The organism is Saccharopolyspora rhizosphaerae, from assembly GCF_003931915.1.
In the GTDB taxonomy this organism is placed as follows: Bacteria; Actinomycetota; Actinomycetes; order Mycobacteriales; family Pseudonocardiaceae; genus Saccharopolyspora; species Saccharopolyspora rhizosphaerae.
Genome location: NZ_RSAA01000007.1, coordinates 300,186 through 317,866, shown reverse-complemented (window position 1 = coordinate 317,866; position 17,681 = coordinate 300,186). Strand labels below are relative to the sequence as shown.

Genomic DNA, 17,681 nt, shown 5'->3' with positions numbered 1-17,681 from the left:
GTCGGCAGATCATTGCAAACGTTCTCGGTGGTGCGCTGCCCGTTCGTCCGGTTCCCGCCTCACCGGTCCGGCTCGCGGTCGAGCTGCATCGTCACCTGGTACCGGTCACCGCGGTACCAGGAGGTCATGTCCTCCACCGGCCGCCCCTGCGCGGTGGAGACCCGCCGGAACACCAGCAGCGAGCAGCCGGGGCGGACGCCCAGCAACCGCGCGGTCTCGGTGTCGGCGTCGTCGGCCAGCACGGTCTGCGTGCCGGACTCCAGCTGCAGGCCGTACCGCTGGGACAGCAGCGTGTACAGCGACGCGGTGAGGTCGTGGTGGAGCAGGCCGGGCAGGACGCCCGGGTGGTACCAGCCCCGCTCGACCGCCATCGGCATCCCGTCGGCCTTGCGCAGCCGGAACAGCCAGTACGCCGGTTCCTCCGGCGCCAGCTGCAGCGCCCGCGCGGTGGCCGGTGGGGGCACGGCCTCGACGGCGTCGAGCAGCACGGTCTCCGGGTGCATCCCCCGGCGGCGCATGTCCTCGGTGAAGGAGGCCAGGTGCACCTGCCAGTCGATGCGCGGACGCGTGGTGAAGGTGCCCTTGCCGCGCACGCGCACCAGCAGACCTTCGGTGACCAGCTGGCCGATCGCTTCCCGCACCGTCAGCCGGGACACCCCGTAGCGCAGCGCGAGGTCGCGCTCCGAGGGCACGGCGGCGCCGGGCGGGAGCTCATCGCTGGCGAGTCCGCGCAGGATCTCCCGCAGCTGGACGTGCTTGGGCAGCGGCCCGTCGGGCAGGCCGGGGGCGTGCTGGTGAGCAGACCCGGGTCCTCCCATCACACCCTCCTGCCGTGTCACCCTGACGTGAAGTCGCCGCCGGTTCGGATGAGAACCGTGACTCCTCGTTGGTACTGTCCGGTCTGGACCAGTTGGTTGCGAAGAATGCGCCTCACGCGATCAGGTGTCAACAAGGCTCGGTTTTCGTTGCCGCATCGACATCACGTGGCGCAAGATCGTCGCGTCGCGGTGGTCGAGCCGCGGCGAGAGCACGAAGGGAGCACGTGGTGGCTCAGGACAAGGCCGAGGCGATCCTCTCCGCGCTGGGCGGCGGGGACAACATCGTCGAGATCGAGCCGTGCATCACGCGGCTGCGCTGCGAGGTCGAGGACGGCGAGAAGGTCGACGAGGCCGGCCTCAAGGCGGCGGGCGCGCACGGCGTGATGGTGCAGGGGACGGTCGTGCAGGTCGTGGTGGGACCGGAGGCGGACACGCTGGCCGGCGACATCGAGGACTTGATGTGAGCACCGAGGTGGGCAGCCCGGTGGCGGGCCTGACCACGCCGCTCAGCGACGTGCCGGACCCGGTGTTCTCGCAGGCCATGGTGGGACCGGGCCTCGCGGTCAAGCCCACCGGCGGCGAGAGCGACGTGGTGGCTCCGGCGGCGGGTCAGGTCGTGACGCTGCACCCGCACGCGTTCGTCATCGCCGCCTCCACCGGCGGCGCGGTGCTGGTGCACCTGGGCATCGACACGGTCAAGCTCAAGGGCGAGGGCTTCACGCTGCACGTCGCGAAGGGCGACGCGGTCGAGGCCGGGCAGAAGATGATCACCTGGAACCCGACGGAGGTCGAGTCCCAGGGCTACTCCTCGACGTGCCCCGTCATCGCGCTGGAGGCGGCGCCGGAATCCCTCACGGACCTGCGCGAGGACGCCCAGGTCCTCGCGGGCGACCCGCTGTTCGTCCTCGACGCCTGAGAACCCTCCCGGGGAGGGCTCCCGACACGCGCCCCGTCGCGCGGCGGATCCCGAGCGCGGCGCCCGGTTCGCGGCACCGTTGCCGGGATGAGCGCGGTGGTCATGGCAGTGGTGGGAGCTCTCGCCGGGTGGGGCGGACGTCGCTGGCTCGGCCGGCTCCCGCGCGGCACGGCAGTGCCCGGAGGCTGGTGCGAGGTCGGTGTCGGCCTCGCGTGGGCCGTCGTCGGCCTGCGCGAGGTTCCCTGGTGGTGGGCGCCGGTCCCGATGCTCGTCGCCTGGGGCGGTGTCCTGCTCGGGGCTTGCGACCTGCGCGTCCACCGGCTGCCCGACGCGCTGACGGTGCCGGGCCACCTCGTCCTCGCCGTGCTCCTGGGATTCGCCGCGCTGCACCGGCCCGGGGTCGTGCTCGGTGCCGTGGCCGGCTTCGTCCTGTTCTGCGGGACGTACTTGGTGGTGCGGCTCATAGCTCCCGCCGCGATGGGCGCCGGGGACGTCAAGCTCGCCGGAGGCCTGGGCATGGCGGTGGGTGCCGTGTCGGTCCCGGCCGTCGTCCTGGTGATGGTCTCGGCGGCGCTGTTCACCCTGGTCGGGGCCCTGTCGCAGCGGACCCGGGCGGTGGCGCACGGTCCTGCGGTGCTCGCCCCCGCCTGGCTGGTGACCCTGAGCTGGCCGTGACCGACCCGGCCGGGTTCCCCCAGGGCAGAGGTGGCAGGATTCGTGGTGTGTTGCGCTGGATGACCGCTGGAGAATCGCACGGCCCCGCCCTCGTCGCGGTGCTGGAAGGCATGGTGGCCGAGGTCGAGGTGACCTCGACCGAGATCGCGACCCAGCTGGAGCGCCGCAAGCTCGGCTTCGGGCGCAGCCCGCGGATGAACTTCGAGTCCGACGAGCTGGAGATCATCGGCGGTGTCCGGCACGGCCGGACCCAGGGCGGCCCGATCGCGGTGCGCATCGGCAACACCGAGTGGCCCAAGTGGGAGCAGGTCATGGCCGCCGACCCGGTCGACGAGGACGTGCTCGCCGGGCTGGCCCGCAACGAGCCGCTGACCCGTCCGCGCCCCGGCCACGCCGACCTCGCCGGCATGCAGAAGTACGGCTTCGACGAGGCCCGCCCGGTCCTGGAGCGCGCGAGCGCCCGCGAGACCGCCGCTCGCGTGGCCGTCGGCACCGTCGCCCGGCAGTTCCTGCGGCAGCTGTTCGGCGTGGAGATCGTCAGCCACGTCGTCAGCCTGGGCGAGGTGGACGCCACCGGTGACGTGCTGCCCGGCCCGGACGACCTCGCCGCGATCGACGAGAACCCGGTGCGCGCCTTCGGCGACACCGCCACCGAGCGGATGATGGCCGAGGTCGACGAAGCCAAGAAGGACGGCGACACCCTCGGCGGCGTCGTCGAGGTCATCGCTTACAACCTGCCGCCCGGCATCGGCTCGCACGTGCACTGGGACCGCAAGCTCGACGCCCGCCTGGCCGGTGCGCTGATGAGCATCCAGGCGATCAAGGGCGTGGAGATCGGCGAGGGCTTCGCCAACGCCCACCGCCGCGGCAGCGCGGCGCACGACGAGATCTACCCCGACCAGGGCGTCAACTGGGTCCGCCGGGACAGCAACCGCGCAGGTGGCCTCGAAGGCGGCATCACCAACGGCGAGCCGCTGATCGTGCGCGCCGCCAAGAAGCCCATCTCGAGCCTGCCGCGCGCGCTGGCCACCGTGGACGTGGTGACCGGCGAGCCCGCGCAGGCGATGCACCAGCGCTCCGACATCACCGCCGTGCCGCGCGCGGCCGTCGTCGCCGAGACGATGGTGGCGCTGGTGCTGGCCGAAGCCGCGCTGGAGAAGTTCGGCGGCGACTCGCTGCCGGAGACCCGCCGCAACGTCGAGGGCTACCTCGCCTCGCTGCGCGAGCGCGCGGAGAAGCGGCAGGTGCGGTGATGTCGCCGCGCGCGATCGTGATCGGCCCGCCCGGCGCGGGCAAGAGCACCATCGGCCGCCTCCTCGCCGACCGCCTCGGGGTGACGTTCCGCGACACCGACGCCGACGTCGTCGAGGCCACCGGCCGCGAGATCTCCGACATCTTCGCCAACGACGGTGAGCCGGCCTTCCGCGAGCTGGAGGAACGGGCCGTCGACACCGCGCTGCACGAGCACGACGGCGTGCTGTCCCTCGGCGGGGGCGCGGTGCTCTCCGAGCTGACCCGCAAGCGGCTGCACGGGCACCCGGTGGTGTTCCTGTCGGTGGGGTTGGCCGAAGGCGCCCGCCGCGTCGGGCTCTCCACCGCGCGTCCGCTGCTGGCCGGGGTCAACCCGCGCGCCACGTTCAAGGCGCTGCTCGACGAGCGCTTGCCGGTCTACCGCTCGGTGGCCGCCGTGGAGGTCGCCACCGACGAGCTCGGACCCGGGCAGGTCGTCGACCGCATCGTCGCCGACCTCGCCGCTCTCTCCGGATAGGGGTGTTCGACGTGGCGGAGCCGTTCTCCCCGCCGGGCGCGGGTGACCAGCTCGCAGGCATGAGCACGTCGCGACACCGCCCGGAGTCCTCCCAGCTCGCACCGCCACGGGGAACGTCCTCGATACTCTCCTGAGAACACCGATCACCGAAGGGACGACGATGACCGAGCCGGTTCGGATCAGCGTGAACGGCCAGCAGCCCTACGACGTGGTCGTCGGCCGGGGCCTGCTCGGTGAGCTGGTGGACTTCCTCAACGGGGCGTCGACCGTCGCGCTGGTGCACCAGCCGACGATCACCGCCACCATCGAGGCGGTCCGCGAGGAACTGACCGAGGCGGGCATCGACGCGCACCGCGTGGAGATCCCTGACGCCGAGGACGGCAAGAGCCTCCAGGTCGCCGGGTTCTGCTGGGAGGTGCTCGGCAAGATCGGCATGGACCGCGACGGTGTCGTGGTCTCCTTCGGCGGAGGCGCGGTCACCGACCTCGGCGGGTTCGTCGCCGGCACCTGGATGCGCGGTGTGAAGGCCGTGCACGTGCCCACGACGCTGCTGGGCATGGTCGACGCCGCGGTGGGCGGCAAGGCCGGCATCAACACCGACGCGGGCAAGAACCTGGTCGGCCTGTTCCACGAGCCGAGCCTGGTGCTGTGCGACCTGGCGACGCTGGAAGGACTGCCGCGCAACGAGCTCCTGGCCGGCATGGCCGAGGTCGTCAAGGCCGGTTTCATCGCCGACCCCGAGATCCTGCGGCTCATCGAGGAGGACCCGGACGCGGCCACCGACCCGTCCGGGGACGTGCTGGCCGAGCTGGTGCGCCGGTCGATCCAGGTCAAGGCCGACGTGGTCGCCTCGGACCTGAAGGAGTCGCACCTGCGCGAGGTGCTCAACTACGGGCACACCCTCGCCCACGCCATCGAGCGCCGTGAGCGCTACCGCTGGCGCCACGGCGCCGCGGTCAGCGTCGGCCTGGTCTTCGCCGCCGAGCTCGCGCGGCTCGCGGGACGGCTCGACGACGAGACCGCCGACCGCCACAAGCGCATCCTCGACCTGCTCGGCCTGCCCACGACCTACGACGCCGACGCGCTCGGCTCGCTCATGGAGGGCATGAAGGCCGACAAGAAGAACCGGTCCGGCGTGCTGCGGTTCGTGGTGCTCGACGGCCTGGCCAACCCGGAGCGCCTGGAAGGCCCGGACCCGTCGCTGATCGCCGCCGCCTACTCGGCGCTCACCGGTGGCGAGGCCAAGTCGGGCACGGAGGTGCTGCTGTGAAGGTCCTGGTCCTCAACGGGCCGAACCTGGGGCGACTGGGCACGCGCGAGCCCTCGGTCTACGGCAGCACGACCTACGCCGACCTGGTCGCGATGTGCGAGCGGGCCGGTGGGGAGCTCGGTGTCGAGGTCGAGGTGCGGCAGACCGACCACGAGGGCGAGATGGTCGGGTGGCTGCACGAGGCCGCCGACGCCTCCTGGCCGGTGGTGCTCAACGCGGGAGCGTGGACGCACTACTCGGTGGCGGTGCGCGACGCCGCCTCGCAGCTCAAGGCCGACCTGATCGAGCTGCACATCTCGAACGTGCACAAGCGGGAACCGTTCCGGCACACCAGCTACCTCTCCGACATCGCGACCGCCGTGGTGGCGGGCCTGGGTGTCGCGGGCTACCCGCTGGCGATCCGCTGGTTGGCCGAGAACGCGGGGGAGTAGTGCGCGGCCTGCCGTGGTGGCTGGTCGCCGTGACGCTGCTGGCGGGGTGCACGCAGGTCGACGGCAGCCCGGTGGTGACCGTCGCCGACCAGCGCGGGCGCGTACCGGTTCCGACGCCGGTGGAGTTGCGCACCACCGGTGAGCGCGCGAGTCCGGGCGTGGTCGCGGCCGGTGGGTCCGCCGCGCCGTACAACTACGGGCCGTCCGTGCTCGCCGAGGACGGCCGCTACCGGGCCTGGTGGTGCAGCCAGTTGCCGGGCGTGGGGCCCGCGGGCGACGACGTGCTGCACGCCTCGGCGGACTCGCCGGACGGCCCCTTCGCCGAGGGCGCGGCGCCCGCTGTCCCGGTGTTCTCCGGTGAGCAGGGGCGTTTCGACGGGAAGCACACCTGCGACCCGTCCGTGCTGCACGTGGGCGACCGCTACTACCTCTACTACACGGGTGCGGCCGGGGACCACGCGCACGGCAACAGCGTCGGTGTGGCCACCAGCACCGACGGCATGACCTGGACGCGCGGTACCGCACCGATCGTGACCGCAGCGGGGGAAGTGCCGCGCGGCAACGTCTACGGCGCCGGTCAACCCTCGGCGGTGCACCTCGACGGCTGGTTCTACCTGCTGTTCACCGACACCACCGCCCGCGGTGCGGGGTGGAACGGCGCCGGGCAGTTCGTGCTGCGTTCGCGAGACCCGTTGTTCGCCAAGGACGTCCAGGCGTTGACCGAGCGCGGTTTCCAGCCCGCCGGTGCCGGGCGGACCCGTTCGGTCGCCGACGCGTTCAGCGCGGACTGGGCCCACTCGTCCACGTTGGACGCCTTCGCGATCGCGCACCAGACCGACGCGGGAACGCAGATCACGTTCTGGGACGAGGACTTCACCCGGCACCCCTACCAGCCGGTCACGATCCCCGGTCCGTGGCAGGAAGGTCCGGGATGGGTCCGCGACGGCGAGGGACACCTCCCCGCGTCCACATCGGACCCGTGCGAGCAGGTGCCGCTCGACGTGCTGCGCGCCACCGCGCTCGCCCCGGCGCCCACCGACATCCGCCACTTCGGTCTCGACGTCACCGGCGCCGGTGCCTGCGGCACCCCGGACCGAGCGGCCTCGGCGCTCGACGGCTTCGCCGTCCCGTCCCCGGTCCGCACGATCGACCTCGTCCACGACGGCGCCCGCATCCGCTTCGAACGGCGCTCGGCGGCCGAAACTCTCGCGGCCGCGGTCCTCGACGAACGCCCCCGCGTCCTCGACACGCTGCCGGTCGCGGCCGAGATCCCCTCCGGCGCACCCGCTCTGCGCTCACCGCAGGGCGAGGTCGCCCTCCTCGACACCCGGGGCCGCGCCTGGAAGGTCACGGAGAGCACGGCACGGGCCAACGGCTCCCCGATCACCGAGGCCGCCGCCGCCGAGTGGCACTCCCACGTCTTCGCAGGCGACCTCCGCGGCTGAAAAGCCCTGCCGCCTGGACGGGGGTTGCAGTGAAAGTCTTTGGTCGATGTCGGGTGCGGGACCCAGCGTCCACCGCAGCGAAGGGGAGAGCACCCCGTTGGCCTCCGTACGCCGATCAAGGTGCACGCTGGCGTCCTGGCGTCCTGGCGTCCTGGCGTCCTGGCGTCCTGGCGTCCTGGCGTCCTGGCGTCCTGGCGTCCTGGCGTCCTGGCGTCCTGGCGTGGCCGCTGAATCCTGCTGCGGGTCCCGACCCGGGGACCTGATTCGAGTTCCGCGCGGAGTTCGAGGCGGAACTTCGGGCGTCGAACATCGTGAGAACTTCGAACGCCCCTGCTTGGCCCGCAGGGCCCGGTCAGCGGCTCCGAGCGCTCTGGAACTGGTCGAACCCCGGTCGGACTCACCCCGGCCAGAGGTCGAGTGGTCGAACCCCGGTCTGGGGGCTGACTCATGGCCAGGAGGCCGAGTCCCGGTCAGGGGACAGGACTCCGGCCTAGGGCCGAGTCCCGGCCTGCGGCTCCGCAGCACCGAACGCCGGTCGGGGAGCCAAACCTCGTGCAGGGGGCCGAACCCCGGTCGGTCCGAACCCCGTGCAGGAGGGCGACGGCCCGGTCAGGACGGGGAGCCTTCTTGGATGGTCTTGACCGTGAGCTGTTCGCCTGGGAGGTCGGGGTTGGCGCAGGCCGTTTCCGCGTGGGGGACGAACAAGGAGTCGTACTCCTGGGGCGGGTAGACGCGCAGGCCGCGGGCTTCTTCCGGCCGGCAGGTGGCGGGGTCGTAGTTCTCCGCGCGCGGCGAGGCCAGCGGCGCCCAGGCCTGACCGCCAGGGGCGAGCGTGATCGCCGGGCCCTTGCCGCCGACCCGGCCTGCGGGACGGCCGATCTGGTGGCCGTCGTCGCCGCCGACGAACGACACGCCCGGGAAGCCCTGGATCTCGCAGGTGCGGTCGCCGGAGTTCGTGAAACGCAGCGCCAGGTGCGCGGTTCCGGCGGCCGAGTCGACGTACTCCACCGCCGGTGTCAGGTCCCCGGTGTCGCACAGCGGGGTGGACGGTGGTTCTGGCTGCTCGGGGCTGGTGGTCCGGTGCTCCGAGGTGGCGGCTTCGCTCGGCGGTGCCACGGCGGTCTCCGCCGGCGGCGCCTCGACCGGCGGGTGCACCGACGTCGTCGGTTGGTCGGCGACCACCGTGCTCGCGGCGTTTGTGCCTTCTTGCTCGCAAGCGCTGAGTCCCGCGGTCAGCAGCGCGGCGGTGGCCGCCAGGATGATCTTCGTCCGAGTCATGGTCACGTCCTCCTCCACATCGATCGCTTCAGATCGATCGCTCACCGGGAAGACGCGCGACCACGACCCAGGTTGCACCGGGAAGCCGATCGTGCACCGAGCGGAGCAACACCTCCGCCCGCGCAACGGTGCGAGTGGTAGACCTGAGCCGGTGCCCGCTGAGTCGCACCGGGAACAGCGCTCTGCCTAACGCCCGCGGAAGGCTCGCCGGTAGGCGGCCGGGCCGGTGCCCAGGCGGGCTCGCAGGTGCTTGCGCAGCGAGGTCGCCGTGCTGAGCCCGGCCTGGACCGCGACCTCGTCGACGGGCAGGTCGGTGAACTCCAGCAGGTGCCGCGCGTGCTCGATGCGCTGGCCCAGCAGCCAGTCCAGCGGTGAGGTCCCGGTCTCCTCCCGGAACCGCCGGGTGAAGGTCCGCACGCTCATGCCGGCGTGGTGGGCGATCTCCTCGAGCGTCAGCGGTTCGGCGAGCCGGTGCAGCAACCACTCGCGGGTCGGGGCGGTGCCGGTGATGCCGGGGTCGGGCACGGGTCGCTCGATGAACTGGGACTGCCCGCCGTCGCGCCACGGGGGAACGACGTTGCGCCGCGCGGCCTGGTTGGCGACCTCGCTGCCGTGGTCGGTGCGGAGGACGTGCAGGCACAGGTCGATCCCTGCGGCCACGCCGGCCGACGAGAGCACGTCCCCGTCGTCGACGAACAGCACGTCGGGCTGCAGGCGCACCTCGGGGAACATCGCGCGGAACTGGTCGGCGTGCGCCCAGTGTGTGGTCGCCGGGCGTCCGTCGAGCAGTCCGGCGGCGGCGAGCACGAACGCCCCGGTGCAGATCGACATGATCCGCGTGCCCGCGGGCAGCCCCCGCAGGTAGGCGGAGACCTCGGGGTTCCCGGCGAAGGTGTCGGCGTCGACGCCGGGCACGATCACCGTGTCGGGCGCACCGGCCGCCTCCACCCCGCCCTCGGGCAGCACGGAGAATCCTCGGGTCGTGGCCAGTGGGCCACCGTCGATGCTGCACACCTGAACCTCGTAGAGCGGGCCGTCGGGCCCGGTGGCCCCGGCGAAGATCTGCGGTGGGATCGCCAGGTCGAACCCGACGACGGTCCCCACGCCCAGCACGACGATTCGGTGCGGTCTCATGGCCGGATCCTCCCACATGTTGTCCCTCCGGCCACTGGTTCGACCTCCGGCGGCCGATCATGCTGGTCGGCATGAGTCGAGTGGTGTCGTTCCGCGTCCACCCCGCTTGGTGGATCGCCGGTGTCGCGTTCGTGGCGTTGGTGGGTGCTGCCGCGTTCCGGTCGGCTCCCGGCGTGCTGATCGATCCGCTGCACCGGGAGTTCGGCTGGCCGCACGGGCTGATCTCAGCGGCGGTGTCGGTGAACCTGCTGCTGTTCGGCCTGACCGCGCCGTTCGCGGCGGCGTTGATGGAGCGCTTCGGGGTCCGGCGGGTGACCACTTCGGCACTGCTGCTGGTGGGCGTCGGCAGTGGGCTCACGGTGTTCATGACCGCGCCGTGGCAGCTGGTGCTGTGCTGGGGAGTGCTGATCGGGCTCGGGACCGGTTCGATGGCGCTGGCGTTCGTGTCCACAGTGGTCGACCGCTGGTTCGTGGCCCGGCGGGGTCTGGTCAGCGGGGTGCTGACGGCCGGTAGCGCCACCGGGCAGCTGACCTTCCTGCCGCTGGAGGCGGTGCTGGCCGAGCGCTGGGGCTGGCGCACGGCCTCGCTGTCGATCACCGCCGGCGCGCTGCTGGTCGCGGTCCTGGTGTGGCTGGTGATGCGCGAACGCCCGCGCGACCTCGGCCTCGCGGCCTACGGTGCCACCGGTGACGAACCGCCACCCGTGCGCGAGTCGGGCAACCCGGCGCGGAACGCGGTCGGCGCGCTCGTCGAAGCCGCGCGCACGCGCGCCTTCTGGTTGCTGGCCGGTGGTTTCGCGATCTGCGGGGCCAGCACGAACGGACTGGTCAACACCCACTTCGTGCCGGCCGCGCACGACCACGGCATGCCCGGAACGACGGCCGCCGGGCTGCTCGCGCTCATCGGGGTCTTCGACGTGGCGGGCACGATCGCCTCGGGCTACCTCACCGACAAGGTCAACCCGCGGGTGCTGCTCGCCGCGTACTACACGCTGCGCGGAGCCTCGTTGTTCGTGCTCCCGCACCTGTTCGCGCCCCAGCCCGGGGTGGAGATGGTGCTGTTCGTGGTGTTCTACGGCCTGGACTGGGTCGCGACGGTCCCGCCGACGATGGCGCTGTGCCGGGAGCACTTCGGTGCCAAGGCCTCAGTCGTGTTCGGGTGGGTGTTCGCCTCGCACCAGGTGGGGGCGGCCTTCATCGCCGGTGGCGCGGGGTTGGTCCGGGACCACTTCGGCGACTACGCGCTCGCCTGGTACGGCTCGGGACTGCTGTGCCTGCTGGCGACGGCGTTCTCCGTCTCGATCCGGAGGGTGGCCCCGCGCAGGCCCGCCGCCGAGCAGGACGCGGACTCCGCCTGCCCCGACCAGGCTCGGACGTGACCAGCGCGCACCACTGGGGTCGACCGGTGGGAGAGTCCCGGTAACCTCGGGAGGCATGGCAGAGGTTCTCGCCCGAGCGGTCGGGGAGCGCGGTGAGCTCGCGCTGGTGCGCCGTGACGACGCGCTGGAACTGCGGGTCAACGGCGTGTTCGTGATGGACACCGCGCACACCGAGACCGAACGGCTGCTGGCCGGCGCCACCCTCGCGCACCTCGACCGCACCGACGGGCTCCGGGTGCTCATCGGTGGGCTCGGCCTCGGCTTCACCCTTCGCGAGGTGCTGGCCGACGAGCGCGTGACCGAAGCGCACGTGGTGGAGATCGAACCCGAGCTGGTTGGCTGGCACCGCGCCGGCCTGGTCCCGGACACCGCCGCCGCGCTGATCGACGAGCGGGTGCGCCTCAGCGTGGGCGACATCGCCGACGTCCTGCTCGCCGAGTCCGACGGGAGCTGCGACGTGCTGCTGCTCGACGTCGACAACGGCCCGGACTTCCTGGTCTACGAGGAGAACTCGGCGCTCTACGAGCCGCAGTTCCTCACGACGTGCAGGGACAAGCTCGCACCGGGCGGCACGGTGGCGGTGTGGTCGGCCGACACCTCACCGGGCCTGCTGCGCGCGATGCGCGACGTCTTCGGCGACTGCACCGAACTGGCGATCCCGGTGATCCTCGGCCAGCGCGAGACGACCTACCACCTGTTCCTCTCACACCAGGTCCAACTCCAGCAGGCTGGGCTCCAGAACTCCCTCTAGCACCAGCAGCCGCCGCTTGGCCTCCAGACCGGGGCCGAACCCGCCGAGCCCCCCGCCGGAGGCCAGCACCCGGTGGCACGGCACGAGCAGCGGCACGGGGTTGGAGCCCATGATCGTGCCCACCGCGCGGGACGCCTCGGGGCGGCCGGACAGCTCCGCGAGCCGCTTGTAGCTGACGGTCTCGCCGAAGGGCACGAGGTCCTGCAGCGTGCGCAGCACGTGCGCGCGCAGCCCGTCCAGCCCGGTCCAGTCGATCGGGAGCTGGAACTCCCTGCGCCGCCCGGAGAAGTACTCACCGAGCTGGCGGGTCGCCTCCCCCGCGAGGCCGCCGGGCTGGGCGTCCGGGTGCTCGGCCGGCGCGACGGCGGTGCCGGCGAAGGCGACCTGCCGCACCCCGATCCCGGAGGCCACCACGGTGATCTCCCCGACCGGTCCGCGCACTGTGCTCCACGTCTCCACACGCCCAGCCTAGCGACTGCCACCGACAGACCCGCCGAGTCGGCGTTGATCGGCTCACCTGCGGTTTTCCGCGCGTCGAGTTGCACGCGAAGGGGCCTGGGAGCAAGGTTCTGGCGGCTTTCCGCAAACGGCCTTCGCAGGCAGGTTGATCCGCTGTCCTGGCAGTTAGGCTCCGAAACATGTCCGAAACGCACGCCCACCGACGAGACGCGCTCCGCAGCCGGCTGCGGGAGCGGGACCTGGACGCCCTCCTGGTGACCGACCTGCTCAACATCCGCTACCTGACCGGCTTCACGGGCTCCAACGCCGCGCTCGTGGTGCACGCCGCCGACGGTCCCGGTGGCGAGGACCGCACCGTGTTCTGCACCGACGGCCGCTACCTGACGCAAGCCGAGGAGCAGGTCCCCGACCTCGAACGCGTCATCGACCGGGCGAGCGACCTGACCGTCGCGCAGCGGTTCGGCGAGGAGGCCAACGTCTACCGGCGGGTCGGGTTCGAGTCCCACCACGTCACCGTCGACAACCGCGACGCGCTCGACGACGCCGCGGGCAAGGCCGAGCTGGTCCGGGCCCCGGGACTGGTCGAGGACCTGCGGCTGATCAAGGACTCGACCGAGGTGGAGGCGCTGCGGATGGCCTGCGCCGCCGCCGACCGCGCGCTGACCGACCTCATCGAGCACGGCGGGCTGTGCCCCGGGCGCACCGAGCTGGAGGTCGCCCGCGAGCTGGAGGCCCGGATGCTCGACAACGGTGCGGCCGGCCCCTCCTTCGAGACCATCGTCGCCGCCGGCCCCAACTCCGCGGTCCCGCACCACCGGCCCACCGGCGCCGTGCTGGCCCACGGCGACTTCGTGAAGATGGACTTCGGCGCGCTGGTCGACGGCTACCACTCGGACATGACCCGCACGGTCGTGCTGGGCAAGGCCGCCGACTGGCAGCGCGAGATCTACGAGCTCGTGCGCGCCGCGCAGGCCGCCGGGCGCGCTGCGGTCAAGGTCGACACCGAGGTCCGCGACGTGGACGGCGCCGCCCGCCAGGTGATCGCCGACGCCGGGTACGGCGAGCACTTCCTGCACGGCTTGGGGCACGGCGTGGGGCTGGAGATCCACGAGGCACCCACGTTGTCGCAGCGCGGGGACGGTAGGATTGCCGAAAGGATGGCGGTCACCGTCGAGCCTGGCGTCTACCTGGCCGGGCGGGGCGGGGTCCGCATCGAGGACACGCTGGTCGTGCGTCCCGGCACGCCGGAGCTCCTCACCCTGACGACCAAAGAGCTCGTCGAAGTCTGATCGCACCGCGCGTGCGTGGAACCCCGCCGGAGCCCCGCTGCGGCCCGACGCAACACCAAGCCATCACCACAGGAGAACCCCCACGTGGCCACCACGAACGACCTGAAGAACGGACTGGTGCTCAACCTCGACGGCCAGCTGTGGTCCGTCGTCAACTTCCAGCACGTCAAGCCCGGCAAGGGCGGCGCCTTCGTCCGCACCACCCTGAAGAACGTGCTGTCCGGCAAGGTGGTGGACAAGACCTTCAACGCCGGCGTGAAGGTGGACACCGCGAACGTCGACCGCCGCGAGATGACCTACCTCTACTACGACGGCAACGACTACGTCTTCATGGAGCCGGACACCTTCGACCAGGTCAGCGTCTCGCCCGACATCGTCGGTGACGCCGCGAACTTCATGCTGGAGAACAGCCAGGTCGTCGTCGCCCGGCACGAGGGCGCGCCGCTGTACGTCGAGCTGCCCGCCTCGGTCGAGCTCGTCGTCGAGCACACCGACCCGGGCGTCCAGGGCGACCGCTCGACCGGTGGCACCAAGCCGGCCAAGCTGGAGACCGGCGCCGAGGTCCAGGTCCCGCTGTTCCTCAACACCGGCGACAAGGTCAAGGTCGACCCGCGCGACGGCCGGTACCTCAGCCGCGTCAGCTCGAAATGAGCGGCTCGCGCAGCAAGGCTCGCAAGCGTGCGGTCGATTTCCTCTACGAGGCCGACCTGCGCGAGACCGATGCCGTCACGCTCATGTCCGACCGGATCGGTGCGCCCGAGACGGCACCCGTCCCCGACTACACGATCACCCTGGTCGAGGGCGTGAACGAGAACCGGGAGCGGATCGACGAGCTGCTCACCCAGCACATCGAGGGCTGGACGCTCTCGCGGATGCCGGTCGTGGACCGGGCCGTGCTGCGGCTGGGCCTCTACGAGCTCCTGTGGTGCCCGAAGGGCGACGTGCCCCCGGTCGTGGCCGTCGACGAGGCGGTGGAGCTGGCCAGGGCGCTGTCCACCGACGACTCGCCGCGCTTCGTCAACGGCGTCCTCGGGCGCCTGGCGGGCATCAGGGACCGGCTTCGCAAGACCCTCCCCAAGGAAGAACCGGTCGACTGATCGTCGGGGTTCGCCGTGGTTGCTGTGCTGGCCGGTGCTGGTAGCGGAACCTCAGCGGCCCTCTGGAACCGGGCGCCACTCCTGATGTGTGCCGATGCACGGCGTCGCGGTGCCCGGCCCAGGAGAACCGCTGAGAACCCGCGGCGGTGCCGGTCGAGTCCCGCACTGGGAACGGCGGCTTCGCCGCTTCTCGACCACGGCCCTACGGGGCCGCGGTCGTTGTCGGGGGGAGTGGCGGCCTCCCAGAGGACCGCTGAGAACCCGCGGCGGTGCCGGTCGAGTCCCGCGCTGCGGCTTGCCGCATCGTGACTTGCGGCCCAGGGGTCGTGTGGCGGTGGCGGTTGAGTCCGCACTCGGTGGGGCTCGATCCGGGCTCTCGTTCGGTGAGCCGAAGAGCTGATGTCGGTGGTTGTGAAGAAGGGCACCTGCTGGTGGGCAGGTGCCCTTCTTCACGTGTGGGGGCGCTCACCCGAACGGCGGCCGGTCATGTCGCCCTGCGCTAGCGCAGGACGGCCCTCCGGCGGCCGAACGGGTGAGGACCGCCCAAAGCCCAGGGGCACCCGTCGCGGCGTCGCCGCGGGGTGCCCCGGTCCGCTTCTCGTGTTGTTGTGTCACTCCTCGCGGGCAGGGCGCGCCTCCGGGGGAAGCACACCCCAGTCGATGAGCTGCTCGGTGAGCTCCCCAGGCGTCATGTCGTAGATGATCGCCAGGGACCGCAGGTCTTCGGTGCGGATGGACAGCACCTTGCCGTTGTAGTCACCGCGCTGGCTCTGGATCGTGGCCGCGTAGCGGGCCAGCGGACCCACTTTCTCGGCGGGCAGTTGTTGCAGGCGCTCGAGGTTGATCACAACCTTGGTGGCAGGCTCAGCGCCGGAAGGCACGCGGCCCTCGGGCAGCAGCTCCGCGACCGGCACGCCGTAGAAATCGGCGAGCTCGGCCAGCTTCTGCACGGTCACCGCGCGGTCGCCTCGCTCGTAGGACCCGACGACCACGGCCTTCCACCGTCCGCCAGACTTCTGCTCGACGCCGTGCAGCGACAAACCCTGCTGCTGGCGGATAGCGCGGAGTTTGCTGCCCAGCGCCTTGGCGTAGTCGCCCATGTGGCGTTTCTCCGTTCGTTCGCCCCGTCAGCCGATAACGGCGACCGGGGAGCAAAGCTCAGATCGATACGGAGAGTAATGTTCGCTCGCGAGCGTCACCAGGTCAAGTTGGTCTTCGGTGCCGATGTGGCGAGCCCCAACACACCACCCGGTCGATTGACCCGTTGTCGCTGATAGCGTACGGGGGAGCCCGGCGGTCCGCAGGTCCACGACGAAGCCGGATTGCGGGGCAGCTCACACGCCATCCTTTAAGGACCCGTCCAGTGAGGCGGAGAAGGAGGTCGCACCGTGGCGTCTCGCCACCAGGCGGGCGCGGCGGAACCGGCGGAGCAGCGCGAGCTGCTCAGCGCCGGTGACGTAGCGCGCACGATAGCCCGCATCGCGCACCAGATCATCGAGAAGACGGCGCTGGACACCGGCGACGGTTCCGTGGTGCTGCTGGGCGTCCCCACCAGGGGAACTCCCCTGGCCAGGAGGCTCGCCGACAAGATCAGCGAGTTCAGCGGGGTGACGGTTCCGGTCGGCACCCTCGACATCACGCTCTTCCGCGACGACCTGCGCAAACAGCCCAACCGGCCGCTGGAACCCACCAACCTGCCACCCGGGGGCGTCGACGACCGGCTGGTCGTGCTCGTCGACGACGTGCTCTTCTCCGGCCGCACCGTGCGCGCGGCCCTCGACGCCCTGCGCGACCAGGGCCGCCCCAGCTCGGTCCAGCTGGCCGTGCTGGTCGACCGGGGCCACCGCGAGCTGCCGATCCGGGCCGACTACGTCGGCAAGAACATCCCGACCTCCCGCAGCGAGGACGTGGCCGTCCAGCTGTGCGAGACCGACGGCGAGGACCGCGTGGTGATCCACAAGGGGCAGAACCAGGAGGACGTGTGATGCGCCACCTGCTGTCCACCGAGGGCCTCGCGGCCCCCGACGCCACCGCCGTGCTCGACACCGCCGACACGCTCAAGCAGACGTTGCTGGGGCGCGAGGTGAAGAAGCTGCCGACGTTGCGCGGGCGGACCGTGGTGACGTTGTTCTACGAGAACTCCACCCGGACCAGGGTTTCCTTCGAGGTCGCCGGGAAGTGGATGAGCGCCGACGTGATCAACGTCTCGGCGAGCAGCTCCTCGGTCGGCAAGGGCGAGTCCCTCCGGGACACCGCGCTCACGCTGTCCGCCGCGGGAGCCGACTGCGTGATCATCCGGCACCCCGCTTCCGGAGCCGCTCACCGGCTGGCCGAGTGGCTGGAGGAGGACGGCACCCAGGTCGTCAACGCGGGCGATGGGACGCACGAACACCCCACCCAGGCCCTGTTGGACGCGGCGACCCTCCGGGAGCGCCTGGGGGACGTCTCAGGGCGCCGCATCGGCATCGTGGGCGACCTGCTCCACAGTCGCGTCGCCCGGTCCAACGTGCACCTGCTGCGGACGCTGGGCGCCGAGGTGACGCTCATCGCACCGCCCACGCTGGTGCCCACCGGCATCGAGCACTGGGGCGCCGAGGTGCGCCACGAGCTCGACCCGGAACTGCCCAAGCTGGACGCGGTCATGCTGCTGCGGGTGCAGGCCGAGCGGATGCACGGCGGGTTCTTCCCGTCGGCCCGCGAGTACTCGATCGCCTACGGCCTCAACGAGAAGCGGCTCGCGAAGCTGCCCGAGCACGCGGTGGTGCTGCACCCCGGCCCGATGCTGCGCGGCATGGAGATCGCGCCGTCGGTGGCCGATTCACCGCGCGCGGCCATCACCCAGCAGGTCGGCAACGGCGTGCACGTGCGCATGGCGGTGCTCTACCACCTGCTGGCGGGAGAGGAGCTGACCGCATGAGCGGCCCGACCTCCACCCCCGTCGCGCTCGAGCGCACCGTGCGCGCGGCCGAGC

20 protein-coding genes are annotated in these 17,681 nt (G+C 71.8%); 15 read left to right on the top strand and 5 right to left on the bottom strand.

Features of this window, described 5'->3' with window-relative positions; genetic code table 11:
* Positions 1-59: 59 nt before the first annotated feature.
* The gene (locus EIL87_RS08130; protein ID WP_125089552.1) at positions 60-818 is read right to left on the bottom strand and encodes a GntR family transcriptional regulator; all 759 of its coding nucleotides are present in this window, start codon (positions 816-818) and stop codon (positions 60-62) included.
* A gap of 68 nt (positions 819-886) precedes the next feature.
* Here EIL87_RS08130 and EIL87_RS27695 point away from each other — a divergent pair, with 68 nt between their 5' ends.
* The 8 genes from EIL87_RS27695 to EIL87_RS08090 all read left to right on the top strand — a co-directional run bounded on the left by EIL87_RS27695 (position 887) and on the right by EIL87_RS08090 (position 7,323).
* Complete coding sequence (locus EIL87_RS27695) at positions 887-1,282, top strand: glucose PTS transporter subunit EIIB (RefSeq protein ID WP_325049423.1); 396 nt, start codon at positions 887-889, stop codon at positions 1,280-1,282.
* Positions 1,279-1,734, top strand: coding sequence for a PTS sugar transporter subunit IIA (locus EIL87_RS08120; protein ID WP_125089550.1), 456 nt, complete (start codon positions 1,279-1,281; stop codon positions 1,732-1,734). Before EIL87_RS27695 ends, EIL87_RS08120 begins: the two co-directional genes overlap by 4 nt.
* A gap of 87 nt (positions 1,735-1,821) precedes the next feature.
* Complete coding sequence (locus EIL87_RS08115) at positions 1,822-2,409, top strand: prepilin peptidase (protein WP_125089549.1); 588 nt, start codon at positions 1,822-1,824, stop codon at positions 2,407-2,409.
* A gap of 47 nt (positions 2,410-2,456) precedes the next feature.
* Complete coding sequence (gene aroC, locus EIL87_RS08110; RefSeq protein ID WP_125089548.1) at positions 2,457-3,662, top strand: chorismate synthase; 1,206 nt, start codon at positions 2,457-2,459, stop codon at positions 3,660-3,662.
* Positions 3,662-4,177, top strand: coding sequence for a shikimate kinase (locus EIL87_RS08105; protein ID WP_158628609.1), 516 nt, complete (start codon positions 3,662-3,664; stop codon positions 4,175-4,177). Before aroC ends, EIL87_RS08105 begins: the two co-directional genes overlap by 1 nt.
* 160 nt (positions 4,178-4,337) lie before the next feature.
* Positions 4,338-5,447: a 3-dehydroquinate synthase gene (gene aroB, locus EIL87_RS08100; protein ID WP_125089546.1), complete on the top strand. Its 1,110-nt coding sequence runs from the start codon at positions 4,338-4,340 to the stop codon at positions 5,445-5,447.
* A complete protein-coding gene (gene aroQ / locus EIL87_RS08095; RefSeq protein WP_125089545.1) occupies positions 5,444-5,878 on the top strand; it encodes a type II 3-dehydroquinate dehydratase in 435 nt (144 codons plus the stop codon). Before aroB ends, aroQ begins: the two co-directional genes overlap by 4 nt.
* Positions 5,878-7,323, top strand: coding sequence for a glycoside hydrolase family protein (locus EIL87_RS08090; protein ID WP_233576098.1), 1,446 nt, complete (start codon positions 5,878-5,880; stop codon positions 7,321-7,323). The genes aroQ and EIL87_RS08090 overlap by 1 nt, the downstream gene beginning before the upstream one ends.
* Before the next feature lie 609 nt (positions 7,324-7,932).
* On the opposite strand, the gene EIL87_RS08085 is transcribed toward EIL87_RS08090, so the two are convergent.
* The gene (locus EIL87_RS08085; protein WP_125089544.1) at positions 7,933-8,601 is read right to left on the bottom strand and encodes a DUF4232 domain-containing protein; all 669 of its coding nucleotides are present in this window, start codon (positions 8,599-8,601) and stop codon (positions 7,933-7,935) included.
* 186 nt (positions 8,602-8,787) lie between these two features.
* On the bottom strand, positions 8,788-9,735 hold the full coding sequence (locus EIL87_RS08080) for a GlxA family transcriptional regulator (RefSeq protein WP_199740306.1): 948 nt from the start codon (positions 9,733-9,735) through the stop codon (positions 8,788-8,790).
* 71 nt (positions 9,736-9,806) lie between these two features.
* Here EIL87_RS08080 and EIL87_RS08075 point away from each other — a divergent pair, with 71 nt between their 5' ends.
* Both EIL87_RS08075 and EIL87_RS08070 read left to right on the top strand, forming a co-directional pair.
* Positions 9,807-11,114 carry an MFS transporter gene (locus EIL87_RS08075; protein WP_125089542.1) on the top strand — a complete coding sequence of 436 codons (1,308 nt, stop codon included), beginning with the start codon at positions 9,807-9,809 and terminating at the stop codon, positions 11,112-11,114.
* A 55-nt stretch (positions 11,115-11,169) separates the two neighbouring features.
* Entirely contained in the window at positions 11,170-11,865 is a 696-nt protein-coding gene (locus EIL87_RS08070) for a spermidine synthase (protein ID WP_125089541.1), read from the top strand.
* Here the strand turns inward: EIL87_RS08070 and EIL87_RS08065 are convergent.
* Positions 11,818-12,324 (bottom strand): methylated-DNA--[protein]-cysteine S-methyltransferase, encoded by a 507-nt coding sequence (locus tag EIL87_RS08065; RefSeq protein WP_125089540.1) that lies wholly within the window; start codon positions 12,322-12,324, stop codon positions 11,818-11,820. The two genes, EIL87_RS08070 and EIL87_RS08065, sit on opposite strands and share 48 nt — an antisense overlap.
* Positions 12,325-12,503: 179 nt before the next feature.
* On the opposite strand from EIL87_RS08065, the gene EIL87_RS08060 reads away from it, so the two are divergent.
* From EIL87_RS08060 to nusB, 3 genes are all read left to right on the top strand, one after another.
* Positions 12,504-13,613 carry a M24 family metallopeptidase gene (locus EIL87_RS08060; RefSeq protein WP_125089539.1) on the top strand — a complete coding sequence of 370 codons (1,110 nt, stop codon included), beginning with the start codon at positions 12,504-12,506 and terminating at the stop codon, positions 13,611-13,613.
* An 84-nt stretch (positions 13,614-13,697) separates the two neighbouring features.
* Positions 13,698-14,264: an elongation factor P gene (gene efp, locus EIL87_RS08055; protein ID WP_125089538.1), complete on the top strand. Its 567-nt coding sequence runs from the start codon at positions 13,698-13,700 to the stop codon at positions 14,262-14,264.
* The gene (gene nusB, locus EIL87_RS08050; protein WP_125089537.1) at positions 14,261-14,710 is read left to right on the top strand and encodes a transcription antitermination factor NusB; all 450 of its coding nucleotides are present in this window, start codon (positions 14,261-14,263) and stop codon (positions 14,708-14,710) included. Before efp ends, nusB begins: the two co-directional genes overlap by 4 nt.
* Before the next feature lie 611 nt (positions 14,711-15,321).
* On the opposite strand, the gene bldD is transcribed toward nusB, so the two are convergent.
* Entirely contained in the window at positions 15,322-15,810 is a 489-nt protein-coding gene (bldD, locus tag EIL87_RS08045; protein ID WP_010311046.1) for a transcriptional regulator BldD, read from the bottom strand.
* A 288-nt stretch (positions 15,811-16,098) separates the two neighbouring features.
* Between bldD and pyrR the strand changes: the two genes are divergently transcribed.
* The gene (pyrR, locus tag EIL87_RS08040; protein ID WP_125089536.1) at positions 16,099-16,695 is read left to right on the top strand and encodes a bifunctional pyr operon transcriptional regulator/uracil phosphoribosyltransferase PyrR; all 597 of its coding nucleotides are present in this window, start codon (positions 16,099-16,101) and stop codon (positions 16,693-16,695) included.
* Entirely contained in the window at positions 16,695-17,627 is a 933-nt protein-coding gene (locus EIL87_RS08035; RefSeq protein WP_125089535.1) for an aspartate carbamoyltransferase catalytic subunit, read from the top strand. Before pyrR ends, EIL87_RS08035 begins: the two co-directional genes overlap by 1 nt.
* The last annotated feature ends 54 nt before the right edge of the window (positions 17,628-17,681 follow it).

Excerpts from the sequence above, each read along its gene's own strand:
- EIL87_RS08130 (WP_125089552.1), bottom strand. The coding sequence starts at position 818 with ATGGGAGGACCCGGGTCTGCTCACCAGCACGCCCCCGGCCTGCCCGAC.
- EIL87_RS08115 (WP_125089549.1), top strand. The coding sequence starts at position 1,822 with ATGAGCGCGGTGGTCATGGCAGTGGTGGGAGCTCTCGCCGGGTGGGGC.
- EIL87_RS08105 (WP_158628609.1), top strand. The coding sequence starts at position 3,662 with ATGTCGCCGCGCGCGATCGTGATCGGCCCGCCCGGCGCGGGCAAGAGC.
- aroB (WP_125089546.1), top strand. The coding sequence starts at position 4,338 with ATGACCGAGCCGGTTCGGATCAGCGTGAACGGCCAGCAGCCCTACGAC.
- EIL87_RS08085 (WP_125089544.1), bottom strand. The coding sequence starts at position 8,601 with ATGACTCGGACGAAGATCATCCTGGCGGCCACCGCCGCGCTGCTGACC.
- EIL87_RS08080 (WP_199740306.1), bottom strand. The coding sequence starts at position 9,735 with ATGAGACCGCACCGAATCGTCGTGCTGGGCGTGGGGACCGTCGTCGGG.
- EIL87_RS08075 (WP_125089542.1), top strand. The coding sequence starts at position 9,807 with ATGAGTCGAGTGGTGTCGTTCCGCGTCCACCCCGCTTGGTGGATCGCC.
- EIL87_RS08070 (WP_125089541.1), top strand. The coding sequence starts at position 11,170 with ATGGCAGAGGTTCTCGCCCGAGCGGTCGGGGAGCGCGGTGAGCTCGCG.
- EIL87_RS08060 (WP_125089539.1), top strand. The coding sequence starts at position 12,504 with ATGTCCGAAACGCACGCCCACCGACGAGACGCGCTCCGCAGCCGGCTG.
- nusB (WP_125089537.1), top strand. The coding sequence starts at position 14,261 with ATGAGCGGCTCGCGCAGCAAGGCTCGCAAGCGTGCGGTCGATTTCCTC.
- bldD (WP_010311046.1), bottom strand. The coding sequence starts at position 15,810 with ATGGGCGACTACGCCAAGGCGCTGGGCAGCAAACTCCGCGCTATCCGC.
- EIL87_RS08035 (WP_125089535.1), top strand. The coding sequence starts at position 16,695 with ATGCGCCACCTGCTGTCCACCGAGGGCCTCGCGGCCCCCGACGCCACC.